This window comes from Flavobacterium acetivorans (assembly GCF_020911885.1).
GTDB lineage: Bacteria > Bacteroidota > Bacteroidia > Flavobacteriales > Flavobacteriaceae > Flavobacterium > Flavobacterium acetivorans.
This window is the reverse complement of the sequence record NZ_CP087132.1, coordinates 2,711,348-2,724,268: the sequence shown is the minus strand read 5'-3', so window position 1 is coordinate 2,724,268 and position 12,921 is coordinate 2,711,348. Positions and strand designations below refer to the sequence as shown.

The 12,921-nt window shown below is 34.4% G+C and carries 12 protein-coding genes; 4 read left to right on the top strand and 8 right to left on the bottom strand.

Annotated features, from left to right (window positions below):
• Positions 1-56: 56 nt before the first annotated feature.
• Entirely contained in the window at positions 57-824 is a 768-nt protein-coding gene (locus tag LNP19_RS11880) for a sulfite exporter TauE/SafE family protein (protein ID WP_230062126.1), read from the bottom strand.
• A gap of 137 nt (positions 825-961) precedes the next feature.
• On the opposite strand from LNP19_RS11880, the gene LNP19_RS11875 reads away from it, so the two are divergent.
• Positions 962-1,483, top strand: a complete 522-nt coding sequence (locus tag LNP19_RS11875) for a DUF7935 family protein (protein ID WP_230062125.1) — start codon at positions 962-964, stop codon at positions 1,481-1,483.
• 2 nt (positions 1,484-1,485) lie between these two features.
• Here the strand turns inward: LNP19_RS11875 and LNP19_RS11870 are convergent, their stop codons facing one another.
• The 3 genes from LNP19_RS11870 to LNP19_RS11860 all read right to left on the bottom strand — a co-directional run bounded on the left by LNP19_RS11870 (position 1,486) and on the right by LNP19_RS11860 (position 5,112).
• On the bottom strand, positions 1,486-2,385 hold the full coding sequence (locus LNP19_RS11870; protein ID WP_230062124.1) for a patatin-like phospholipase family protein: 900 nt from the start codon (positions 2,383-2,385) through the stop codon (positions 1,486-1,488).
• 65 nt (positions 2,386-2,450) lie between these two features.
• A complete protein-coding gene (locus tag LNP19_RS11865; protein ID WP_230062123.1) occupies positions 2,451-4,511 on the bottom strand; it encodes a M1 family metallopeptidase in 2,061 nt (686 codons plus the stop codon).
• A 1-nt stretch (position 4,512) separates the two neighbouring features.
• Entirely contained in the window at positions 4,513-5,112 is a 600-nt protein-coding gene (locus LNP19_RS11860) for a transposase (protein ID WP_230062122.1), read from the bottom strand.
• Between the two features lie 95 nt (positions 5,113-5,207).
• On the opposite strand from LNP19_RS11860, the gene LNP19_RS11855 reads away from it, so the two are divergent.
• Positions 5,208-5,942, top strand: coding sequence for a Dph6-related ATP pyrophosphatase (locus tag LNP19_RS11855; protein WP_230062121.1), 735 nt, complete (start codon positions 5,208-5,210; stop codon positions 5,940-5,942).
• An 85-nt stretch (positions 5,943-6,027) separates the two neighbouring features.
• On the opposite strand, the gene LNP19_RS11850 is transcribed toward LNP19_RS11855, so the two are convergent.
• The 4 genes from LNP19_RS11850 to LNP19_RS11835 all read right to left on the bottom strand — a co-directional run bounded on the left by LNP19_RS11850 (position 6,028) and on the right by LNP19_RS11835 (position 9,106).
• Positions 6,028-6,747, bottom strand: coding sequence for a DUF3307 domain-containing protein (locus LNP19_RS11850; RefSeq protein WP_230062120.1), 720 nt, complete (start codon positions 6,745-6,747; stop codon positions 6,028-6,030).
• Positions 6,741-7,346: a transcriptional regulator gene (locus LNP19_RS11845; RefSeq protein WP_230062119.1), complete on the bottom strand. Its 606-nt coding sequence runs from the start codon at positions 7,344-7,346 to the stop codon at positions 6,741-6,743. The genes LNP19_RS11850 and LNP19_RS11845 overlap by 7 nt, the downstream gene beginning before the upstream one ends.
• Positions 7,347-7,410: 64 nt before the next feature.
• Complete coding sequence (locus tag LNP19_RS11840) at positions 7,411-7,704, bottom strand: VOC family protein (protein WP_230062118.1); 294 nt, start codon at positions 7,702-7,704, stop codon at positions 7,411-7,413.
• 199 nt (positions 7,705-7,903) lie between these two features.
• Positions 7,904-9,106, bottom strand: coding sequence for a sensor histidine kinase (locus LNP19_RS11835; RefSeq protein ID WP_230062117.1), 1,203 nt, complete (start codon positions 9,104-9,106; stop codon positions 7,904-7,906).
• A gap of 331 nt (positions 9,107-9,437) precedes the next feature.
• On the opposite strand from LNP19_RS11835, the gene recG reads away from it, so the two are divergent.
• Together recG and LNP19_RS11825 are read left to right on the top strand one after the other, a co-directional pair.
• A complete protein-coding gene (gene recG, locus LNP19_RS11830) occupies positions 9,438-11,543 on the top strand; it encodes an ATP-dependent DNA helicase RecG (protein ID WP_230062116.1) in 2,106 nt (701 codons plus the stop codon).
• Between the two features lie 300 nt (positions 11,544-11,843).
• Positions 11,844-12,902, top strand: coding sequence for an efflux RND transporter periplasmic adaptor subunit (locus LNP19_RS11825; protein WP_230062115.1), 1,059 nt, complete (start codon positions 11,844-11,846; stop codon positions 12,900-12,902).
• The last annotated feature ends 19 nt before the right edge of the window (positions 12,903-12,921 follow it).

The window sequence follows — 12,921 nt, the reverse complement described above, 5'->3', positions numbered from 1 at the left end:
AATATGAATTTAAGAATTAGAAAGTTCTTAAACAGAATTAAAAACAGCAATTAATCTTATTTAAAAAAGACATCGTAAGCAAAACGAATCAAAGTCCCAACGACAACCACCAAGAAGAAAATTCGAATAAAGCCGTTTCCTTTAGAAATAGCCAGTTTAGCGCCAATCCATCCGCCAAGAGCGTTACTCGCAGCCATGGGTAAAGCGATAGCCCAAATGATTTTTCCTTTGATCATAAACAAGCAGATCGATCCAAAATTAGTCGCCAGATTGACCATTTTAGCATTTGCAGAAGCATGAAGAAAATCAAACCCCATTAAGGCAATAAAAGCCACCACAAAAAAACTCCCGGTTCCCGGACCAATAAATCCATCATAAAAACCAACCACAAAACTGATTAGTATTGCATTTAAAATTTGTGTTCTTTCAGAAATATTTCGTTCCACATGTTGTCCGAAATTTTTCTTGGCGTAGGTATAAATCGCTAAAAGCGAAAGGACAAAAAGCAATAAGGGCTTCATAAAATCATTGCTCATATAAGTCAACAAAGTAGAGCCCAAAAAAGCGGAAGGCAAAGCTACTCCCATCATGATAAACAATAATTTCCAATTCATATCTACCTTTTTCAGGTATTGAAAAGCAGCGAATGAAGTTCCGCTAAATGCTGGTATTTTTAAAGTTCCAACAACTGTTGAAACGGGTAAATTAGGCAATAAAATTAAGCCTACCGGTGTTTGAATAAGTCCGCCGCCACCGACAATAGCATCAATAAATCCAGCGGCAAAAGCAGCAAGGCAAAGAAAAATAATGATATAAGTATCCATTGAATGGTCAATAAAAATTAAATATTTTAAGGGCTAAAATATTTTTGCAAAAATACCACTCCAATCGTACTTTCAATCATAATTCATGTAAATTTATCGGCAAAAAGTATATTTTTGCTTTTCAAAATTTAAAACTAATGGATTCTACAACTATCGTTGAAATAATAGCTTATTCCCTACCTTCATTAATCACAGGTAGCGTCGCTTACTTTTTATTTAATTCTCATTTTAAAGACCAGCAAAACACCCGACGATGGTTGTTGCAAAAAGACAATCAATCAGCCACATTACCGCTTCGTTTGCAAGCTTATGAGCGATTGACTTTGTTGATGGAACGCATCAATCCTTCACAATTAATGGTGCGTATCAATCCAATTTCTGATGATAAAACTGAATACCAAAATTTTGTAATTGCACAAATTGAACAAGAATTTGAACATAATTTAGCCCAACAAGTTTACATTTCTGACGAATGTTGGTCCATCATTGTAACGGCAAAAAACGCTACTATCCAAATGATTCGACTAGCTGCCAGAAACGAGAAAGTAAAATCTGCTGATGGTTTGCGGGAATTAGTTATTGCTGATTTATTGGAAAAACCGTCTCCAAGCAGTGCTGCTTTGGCTTTTATAAAAAACGAAGTAGGACAGCTGTGGTAAAATCAAATGAGGTTTTCTTTAGGTTCGCTTTTATTGTGAGCGTATTCAAAGCCTTTTTTCCACCATTCTTTCATTTTATCATTATTAAAAACCAGAGCGTTGTGCGTCAGTTCTATAGGCGTGTAGAAAATATTTAATTTTACATTATTATCAGCTGCGGTTAGTTTTCCTAACAAGATATCATGCTTTTCAATTTGATCTAATTCAATTCGGAATAAATCAATCAATAGTGAAAAGGGATTTTTTCCGATGGCAATTTTATCGGTTGTCTTTTCGGTTTCCAAAACAATCACATCTATCTCGGTAGCACCGCGAATAATAGCTTGTTGAATAGGAACCAAACTCGAAAATCCCCCATCGCCGTAATCAAATCCATTGATCGAAACCAAACTCATAAAGGGAATATAGTTACTCGAAATCCAAATCCAATTGCAAAATTCATCATAGTTACAATCATGAATTGATTTATATTCGGCTCTATTTTTAGAAAGATTAGTAACGCTAATCACTATATCTGTTTGTAGTGCCTTTAATTGATCAAAATCTTCAATCGTAAAGCTCTCTTTGATGTAATTAAGCAACCTTTTACTTTCACCAAAGGTTCTTCTCCTTCTAAAAAACTGCTTGATCATATTAAAATGATTAATTCTTACAGTGTCAATTCCGTTTTTATTTTTAACGATAAAAGGATTAACATCAAATATTTTAGCCATATTAACATCTGTGAATACAGTATAAATTTTATCAATTTTCCCTAAAGCCAAATGAGGAATAAGCAAGCTTCCGGTTGAAGTTCCAATGAAAAGATCATAATTTTTATTTTTATTTTGCAATAAATACTGAGCCACACCTCCAGCAAAAGCGCCCTTACTACCGCCACCAGAAATTACCAATGCTTTCATAACTATTTTATAAAAATCAAACAGAAACCATTAAACAGCTAGTTTAAAACCAATTAAATATAAGTCTAATTTAACAATCTATTCAATTGAAATTGTTCTTTTTCATTCAAATCAGGCAAAATACGTTCAAATGAAGTTCTCCACTCCTCGATTTTTAACAAAGTCCGAATCGTGTCCCTTCCATATTTAGAGAATTGCCACATATGGTGCGTAGTGGCATTGACTAGGTTCTTCAAAACTACGTCGTCTATCAATTTAAAACTAACGAGTTTCTCCAATGCATTTTGTCTTGTAATCGCCTCATAAGCCGGTGACGAATACAAAACCAATTCATTTATAAGTTTTTCCTTGTCAGCTGTATAATTTGGGGTCGAAATCGCCAAAGATAACCATAGCGTTTTTAGATTAAAATCGTTGAAACCAATCCAATCTTTTGATCTATCCAAATAATCAATACGGAATTCCGGAAAATTAGCCCATAAATAATACAAAGCTATTTCTCGTGTTTGATAAGAATTATCGTCTAGTAAACTTTCATATTGGACTCTAAATTCTAGTGGAATTTTTGATAATGAAGCAGCTACTGCCTGACGAACTTGGATGTTTTTGGTTTCCAATGCCAATTGAAGTAATGCTTTTTTTGCCTCGAATTTTTCACTTTTTAGTTGATTAACCACTGCTTCTTTTACAGTGAAATAAGCCTTCGATTTTAAAATTTCTGTACAAAAAACCTCTTTTTCTTCCAGTGTTTTTTTCTTTAGCTGTTCCACTTCGTACAAAAACTTCATTGTTTTATTTTTCAAAAGCAATCTATTGATTTCATGATTATTAACAACAGTGGTTTCAAGCCAAATTTTGCTAAAATTATTGGTATCAAAATCCGATATTTTATTGATTTCATCCCAAAAATCCTGAGTTTTAACCGTTTTAAAAGCATGTTTTTTTAAATAGTTACGCACCGCTTTTTTAAATGCCTTGTCTCCTATTGCCTGATGTAAAGCAAACAAGGTCCAAGCTCCTTTTTGATAAAAGCTCAATGAACTTGCTTTTTCATTCAAAACAGGAATCGTATCTGTTCGCGAAGCATATTTTATTTGTTGAGCAGATTCGTATAATCTGGAATAAAAATAATCCTCTCCAAAGATTTCCCTTTCGGCCAGCAAAGCGTAATAGGTTGCAAAACCTTCCTGCAGCCAATGATGCTTACCGCTTTGAGCAGTGATCAAATCTCCAAACCATTGGTGAGCTAATTCGTGCGCATTGACATTGATATAATTGCGGTCTTCAAAACCTATAGAATCAACAACGTACCTACTTGAAAATAGCGTTGCAGAAGTATTTTCCATGCCAGCGTACAAAAAATCTCGAACGGGAATTTGTTTGTAAACTTTCCAAGGATATTTCACTCCAATTTCCTTCTCTAAAAAGTCAAACATTCTTTTTGAATAGCGATAAGTCGGCTCTAATTTGGCTAAATCTTTTGGTTCCAAATGCATTTCTAAAGGAATTCCAGTCTTTGATTTTTCTATATTTTGTTCAAATTTTCCAATGGCAAGCATCAATAAATAAGAACTCATCGGTTTTTGCATTCGATAGCTCCAAACTGAAAGTCCATCCAAGTCCGACTTAAATTGCAAACTACCATTTGAAATTACTTGGTAATTTTTGTCAAAAGTAATTTCCAAATTGAATATCACTTTCTCATTCACATCATCAAAACTTGGAAACCAATGACTACTATATTTTCCCTGACCTTGGGTCCAAACTTGCAAGTCATCAGTGGCGGTTGAACCTACAAAATATAAGGTTTGTTTAGGCGATGCATTGTAGTGAAATGTAAGGCTGTTTTTCCCTTTTTTAAACGGAAAAATCACTTGCAATTCCTTTCCGGTATTCTGATAATTTATATTTTTCCCATTCAGTTTCAGCTCCGAAAAATCCATATTTTGCGCATCAATTTTAATGGTATCAATGGGTTTCAAAACCACAAAATCATAATTTACAGCTCCCGAAACGGATTTAGTCGTTGGATTTATCGCTATTTTACCTAAAACTGATACGAAATCAATCGATTGTGTTTGTTGGGCGAAAATAAAGCTGGAAATAAAAAGAAAAAGATATTTCATTCTAATAGGAATTTATGGAATCCATATTCCAATTTTTAGGATTATTTTTTATGTAATGGTATATTTTTTCGAACGAATTGTCGTTTCGAACGATGTGATCGTGATAATTGGATTGCCAAATTTTATTTTGGAATTCTGTAGAGCCGCACTGCAATGCGTCTATATTGTGTTGCGAATTAATTTGTTTGGTTGTAACCGATTTAAAAATTGCCACAAATGATGAAATAGAATTGGGCTTACGGGATAATATCGTTTGTAGAGACGCACTGCAGTGCGTCTCTACGTTGTGCGTCTCTGTATCGGGTGCCTCCACATCATGCGTCTGTATAGGCGATACAATTTCAATCAACAAATGAATATGATTGGGCATAATGATCCAATTATGAAAAAACCAATGTTCCCGTATTACAATTGATTTCAATAATTCCGTTTCAATGATTTTTCCATTTGCGTTCAATATCATTTTACCGGCTTCAATGGCACCAAAAATACATTCTCTATTTTGGGTGACCAATATAATAAAATAGATCGCTTCACGGGAATAATCCCAATTTTTCAATCTATTCGACTCTGTTTTGTATCTATTTTTAAACAAGGCCATTCATAACATTTTTGTGTTTTTCAAAGTTACAACGATTTCATAAACAAATAGAAGTAATTTTGTAAGTTTACCTCCGAAAAAATCAAAGAATAGCATTGAAAAAGAAAGCCTTATTTAACTGGAGCAGTGGCAAAGATTCTGCTCTGGCCTTATATAAAATTTTACAAAGTCCCGAATTCGAAATCAGCTGTCTCATGACTAGTGTAAACCAGCAATTCCAGCGTATTTCGATGCATGGAGTGCGGGTAGAATTATTAGAAAAACAAGCCAAAAGTATTGGTTTACCGCTAGAAATTATGCAGATTCCGGAAATGCCCACGATGGAAGTTTATGAAAAAATGATGCAGCAAACACTTGAAAAACTAAGAGACCAAGGTGTCAGCCATTCCATTTTTGGAGATATTTTCTTGGAAGATTTACGCAAATATAGAGAAGACAAATTAGCCGAGATAGGCTTCGAAGGCGTTTTTCCGCTTTGGAAAATCCCGACTCCCGACTTGATACAGGAATTCATAAACCTGGGATTTAAAACTATAGTGGTTTGTGTAAATGAGCGTTTCCTAGATAAAAGCTTTGTTGGTCGCGTTATTGACCAGAATTTTATTGACGATTTGCCCGAAAATCTAGATGTATGCGGAGAAAATGGCGAATTTCATACCTTCACTTTTGACGGGCCTATTTTCTCCCGACCAATTGATTTTGAGGTTGGTGAAATCGTATATCGCAAATACGAGAAACCAAAAGAGGATTCCTCTAACACCGCCTGTGACACCAGCGCAACTGATGCCTTTGATTACGGATTTTGGTATTGTGATTTAATAGAAAAATAAGATTTTAATACAGCTGCTGATTTTTCGGTTTTATATTAATGTTCAATGAATATTAGAAGTGAACCAAAGAATTAGCAGTTATTTTTCAATTAAAGAACACAAACTGTTTATAGAGTATAGCGCAAAGGATTCCCAGTCCAAAACTCAACAAAGTTCCAATCAAGATATATTCGGTCAGTTTTACATCTTTGGATTCCTTAAGATCTCCAAATCTAAAAATGGATTTGGCTGCCAATAAAAAACCAATTCCTTCCCAGAAATCAATCAGCACAAAAAAGAAGATGAACAGTCGTTCGAGAATCCCAATATATTTCCCTGCATTATTAGTGTCATTATTATTTTTTTTAGCTATTGGCACACTCCATTTTGACAGCATTAGTTTTAAAACAATTGCAGCCACATAGGTTACCAGTATTAATGCCGTTAATAAGGCCAAACTTTTAGAAGAATACAATATCTCAAATGGTATTTGATACGGATAATAGTAATAGACCACAGCGGCAATAACTCCAAAATGCATAAACTGGTCTGCAAAAAACCAAATCTTTGTCGTTTTCTTTTTCTCGAAAAATAGTTTGACACTATCAATGACAAAATGACTCAAAACAATCAGGATAATAGCAAACAGGTAGTGTCTATTGAATTGAGTTGTAAACAGTAACAATAAAAAATGTAATCCAACGTGAAAATACAGGTATTTTGATTTCAGTTTACGCTTCTTTTTATCTTTGACCCAAGCGGTGGGTTGAAATAAAAAATCACCAATTAAGTGTGCCAGAATGAGCATTAAAAATAATTCTACCATTGTTTTTCAATTTCTTGTTTATAAAATGCAATCACATTTTTCAACTCCTCATAGCCCGCTCTTTTTAAGGAAGCACTTATTGAACTTTGGCTTTTTTTGTTTAAAACACTTGCTAATTGATTTTGATTAATAGTTGGATTTTGTAATGCCTCTTTCAGAATTTGGGCTGATGTACTCGTCCAATTATCTGAAAACATAGCCGTTAATTGTAAAATAAGGTTAAATGTTTTATCAAATACAGGCCAAGGTGTTTGTATCCCTAAAGTTTGTTTTCTTAAACCTTCAAAACATTCTCCTGAATTTACAAAAGCACTTCCGTTCGACTCTGTTATTTTATGGGTTTTATAATCAATAGTGCCTATTCCTATTGCCATCCGCACGTCAAGCAATTTATGTTGTTTGACTGTAGCCTTGATTACAAAGGCGATTTCGAGTGCATCAACGGCTTCTACAACAAGCTGAAAACTGTCGCCTCTGTAAATTTCCCAATCCTTTGGTTCTTTTCCATAGCTATCTAAAACGGCCTTTAAATCAGTCATCCATAAAGCTGATGCTACTTTCCTCGAATTGATAACATCTCCGGTAATTACTGCTTTCATACTTTAAAAATTTAAAGCAAGATACTAAATTTATCGTCAAATATAACGATACTGTTAATTATCGCTAAATTTGACGATAATTAACAATATCGCTGTTAGAAGCAATATTACTTAGAAGAATATGCTTTTGCAAAAAAAGAACTCCAAGATTGATATGACCACCAATCAGAGGTAATTCGATATGCATAATGAGGTTTTTATCTTCTTCAGCAATCGGTAGAGCTCCCTCGATCGATGGAATATCGCTGAAACGAGCTACTCCGCCACCGCTAAACTCACCTCCAAAGACCGATTTGTAAAAAAGAAAAGCTTCCTCAGTTTTACGAGGAAAATTGAGATAGGTATTTACTCTTGCCATCGTCTTATCGTTTTTAATTTGCTAAGTAAATTTAGAACTAAAGCTATACTAAAAAAATAATACTAATAAACAACAGTTTACCAGGCTTTTAAGTCGATATTATTATAAAAAAAACACCAAAGTCAAATGACTTCGGTGAGTTCTATTATTTATTTGCGAAATTGTCTTGAAAAATAGTGCTATTTGGTAATCTAGTCTATTAACGCGCTATGGTGAAAGTAAATTTTGATCCTTTTTCCATTTCAGATTCAACATAAATGGTACCTCCTAACTCTTCAACTATTTTTTTGACAGTAGCAAGTCCTATTCCGCTTCCTTTTTCTCCAAAACGATCCTGATTTGATACGACTTCAAATAACTGAAAAATTCTTTTATAATCTTCTTTTAAAATACCTGGACCATTATCCTTTACCGAAATTTTATAAAAAGATTCTTCTTCCAATAATTCAATTTCAATTTCAGCAATTTCTTTATCATTATATTTAATAGCATTTGCAATCAAATTAATCAATATTTGTTCTATAGCTGTTTTATTTGTTTTTATGGAATCTGTACTTGATTTGAATGTAATAGAACAATTATTTTTAAAAATAAAAAGATTTGAAATCTCATCTATTAAAATTTGAAAATTAATTTCTCTTTCATTTTCTGTTAACATATGATCCGTTTTACTGTACTCAAGCAAACCATCAATCATTTGTCTCAACTTGTCAGAAGAACTTTTAATTAAGTGAATAATTTCTTGTCCTTCTTCGTCTATAGATGAGCTATAATTTTCAATAAAAAATTCAGCAAGTCCCGATACATTGGCTAATGGCGATTTTAAATCATGAGCTGCAATTTTGGCAAATCGTTCTAACTCTTCATTTTTCTTTTCAAGTTTTACCATTGTATTTTTCAATTCAGCCGTTTTCAATCTCAATTCCAATAATTTCATGGTTTGATCAGAAAGTGCTTTTAAAGAACTGATTTGATTTTGACTTAATGTTTTTGGTTGATTATCAATTACACAAAACGATCCAATTGGTAATCCCTTTTCATTAATTAGAGGAATTCCTGCATAAAAGATCACTTTTGGCTCTCCTAAAACGATTGGATTGTCATGAAAGCGCTCATCTTGCCTGCTATCTTCAACTATAAAGACATTATCCGGTTCATTGATCACATGGCCGCAAAAGGAGAAATTTCTAGGTGTTTCGGAAATATCCAGACCGTGATGAGACTTAAACCATTGCCGATCTTGATCCACTAAACTAATAAGAGAAATTGGGGTGCCACATATTTCGGCTGCAATTGCTGTTAAATTATCATAATCAATTTCTGGAAGTGTATCCAATATAGAATAGGATTCTAAAAATTTGATTCTTTCATCTTCCCTTCTATGCTTTTCTGGCGCAATCATAAATTTAGTTTATTTCAATTTGTTATAATGTAGATTCCTTTTTATTTTGGTGTGATTAATTAAAAAATAAATCATCCAAAGTCTTATTACCAATATTATTTTTCAAAAATACAGCTTATTTTTTAAGATTGAATTCAGATGATAAAATTTAAAATCAGATAAAATTAATTCTAGATATAAAAAAGTTTCTTTCTAAAATTTATCCGATTTCCAAAATCCCAAACAAAAAACTATCTTCGCTTTTTAAAGAGAGAAAAGAAAAACAGAACGAAAAAAAGACTTTGCACGTCTATATCCTATTTCTTTTTACTCTATTTTCCGAAAAGACAAAATGAACAACCTCCTACTTACTCCTATCGAATACCTCAAAGGCGTTGGTCCCAATCGGGGCGAATTGCTGCGCAAGGAATTGGGGATACATAAGTACGGAGATCTTATCAATTTATACCCCAACCGCTACATTGACCGAACCCGTTATTACAAAATAAACGAATTGCAGAATAATGCAGCCGAAGTACAAATTATTGGCAAAATTATCAATGTAAAAACGGTTGAGTTTGCCAAAGGCAGAAAACGCCTCGTAGCCACTTTTGTGGATGATACCGGCCAGATGGAATTGGTGTGGTTTCAAGGACATAAATGGGTTCGAGAATCCTTGAAAATCAATGAAATTAGTGTGATTTTTGGGAAATGCACTTCGTTCAACGGCATGTACAATATGGCACATCCCGAAATTGAATTACTAAGCGAACACGAGCAAAGTTTGCGATCGGCCATGCAGGCCGTTTATCCTTCGACAGAAACGCTAAGCAATCGCGGGATTTCAAACCGAACCATCAACAAAATGATGCAGCAGTTGTTTCTGGAAACGCAAGCCTTGTTTACAGAGACTTTGCCTGAGTACTTGATCCAACAATTGCAACTGATTCCAAAAAATGCTGCTTTATTCAACATCCATTTTCCTAAAAGCGCCGAAGCTTTGGCGAAAGCCCAATTTCGTTTAAAGTTTGAAGAACTGTTTTTTATTCAACTGCAACTGATCATGAAAAACCTGATTCAGAAGCATAAAATAAAAGGACATCCTTTTACAGTTGTGGGGGAGTTTTTTAATGAATTTTATCAAAATCACCTGCCTTTTGAACTCACGGGAGCCCAAAAAAGAGTGATTAAAGAAATAAGGGCTGACATGGGTAGTAATGCTCAGATGAACCGGTTACTGCAAGGTGATGTAGGTTCAGGAAAAACCATTGTGGCTTTTATGAGCATGCTTTTGGCAATAGACAACGGTTTCCAAGCCTGTTTAATGGCTCCTACTGAAATCTTGGCAAATCAACATTTTATAGGTCTTTCAGAATTAGCTAATAAGCTGAATATAAATATAAAAATACTCACGGGTTCCAGTAAAACTGCAGCTCGAAAAACAATCCACGAAGAACTGGAAAATGGAACTTTACAAATACTAATTGGTACACATGCTCTACTGGAAGACAAAGTAAAATTCCAAAATTTAGGTTTAGCAGTGATTGACGAGCAACATCGTTTTGGTGTCGAGCAACGCTCTAAATTATGGAAAAAAAATGCCATTCCGCCCCACGTTTTGGTGATGACCGCAACCCCTATTCCCAGAACACTTGCGATGAGTTTGTACGGTGATCTGGATATTTCGGTAATTGACGAACTGCCTCCGGGACGAAAACCCATACAAACGGTGCATCGTTTTGACTCCAACCGACTGAAAGTTTGGAAATTCATTCGAGACGAAATTGCTATTGGCAGACAAATTTACATTGTTTATCCATTCATACAGGAATCGGAAAAAATGGATTTTAAAGATTTAATGGACGGTTACGAAAGTATTTCTCGTGATTTTCCTTTACCTCAATACTCGATTTCCATTTTGCACGGAAAAATGAAGCCAGCAGATAAAGATGCTGAAATGAAACGATTTGCGGAAGGAAAAACCAATATTATGGTCGCTACCACCGTGATTGAAGTGGGCGTAAATGTGCCCAATGCTTCGGTAATGATTATTGAAAGTGCGGAACGCTTTGGTCTTTCGCAACTCCATCAATTAAGAGGTCGCGTGGGTCGTGGTGCCGATCAAAGTTATTGCATCCTGATGACGAGTCACAAATTAAGTTCTGACAGCAAAACCCGCATGGAAACCATGGTGGGAACCAATGATGGTTTTGAAATTGCCGAAGTCGATCTGAAACTTCGAGGACCTGGAAACCTCATGGGTACCCAACAAAGTGGCGTACTCAACCTTCAAATCGCCGATATTGTGCGAGACAGGGATATTTTAGCTTTAGCCAGAGAACATGCCCAGAAGATTCTTAGCGCTGATGCACCCTTACAAAAACCAGAACACGCCAATTTAAGAGCTGTTTATATTGAACTCACCAAAAAGAAAAACATCTGGAACTATATCAGTTAATTTTTTTCTATATTTTTTCTGTATTTTTTTGATTACTTCATTAAACCTTTATTGTTTTATAGTATCTAATTTGTGAGTTTTATGCTTTGGCATACTTAAATTGGTTGGTTTTAATTTTTTTTTAATACTCCTAATCATCATTAAGGTGTAAGATTAGGAGTTTTTTATGCTAACTATAAAAAATAGTTGTATGTACAAACGTTAAATAAAAATTAACGTTTCCCATATTTCCAAATGTAAAACCTAAATTTGTTTTTAACATAATTTTATAAATACTAAATCCTACTTTACCCAATAACTATGAAAATAAAATACTTTATATACACTGTTTTAATTGTTGGTTTCGGTGCTTTTATCACCTATAGAATCATCGAAAATAAAAGTGAGTCTAATGAAGGTAAAGATAAATCAGCCAAAGGCAAGGCTGCCAGAGTTAGCGGAATTGTTTTAAAAACCCAAAATTTTGATAATATTCTCTCACTATCGGGTTCTATTGAAGCCAATGAACAAGTAGAGATTCGGTCTGAAGTTTCTGGAATTGTAGAAAGTATTAATTTTCAAGAAGGTAGTTTGGTTACTAAAGGCCAATTACTTTTTAAGGTAAACGATTTGGAATTGAGAGCGCAGCTGAGTCAAGCCAATACCAAAGAAAGTCTCGCTTCCGAAAATGAAAGACGAGCCAAGCTTTTATTACAAAAAGAAGCCATCAGTCAAGAAGAATATGATGTAGCCAGAGCTGAACATGCTTCAACAAAGGCACAAAGTCAGTTGATTAAAGCCCAGATAGCCAAAACAGCGGTAAGAGCTCCTTTTTCGGGCAAAATAGGATTGCGCACCATTTCGGTGGGAACCTATATAACTCCAGCGGTTTTAGTGGCAAAATTAGTCAATATTGGCAAGCTAAAAATTACTTTTTCTATTCCTGAAAAATATGCCAATCAAATTAAAAACAATACTAATTTAAGTTTTTCAGTTGCCGGTTCCTCTGAAAAGTATACAGCCCAAGTTTATGCCATTGAACCAGCAGTTGAAATTAGCACCCGAACTTTGCAACTGCGTGCTATTGCTGACAACAAAAACGGTAAACTATTGCCGGGAACTTTTGCCAATGTAGAATTGCCTTTAGACATTATTCAAGATGCCATTGTAGTTCCTTCGCAAGCGGTAATTCCGGTTCAAAATGGAAAAAAAGTATTTATTTCTGAATTTGGAAAAGCCAAGGAAATTATGGTCGAAACAGCCACCAGAACAGACGCCTCATTATTAGTATTGTCAGGTCTTAAAGCGGGTGATACGCTTATTACAACTGGAGTAATGTCTTTAAAAAATGAAGCACCGGTAAAGGTAACAGTACAATAGATTTTGGATATTTAAATTC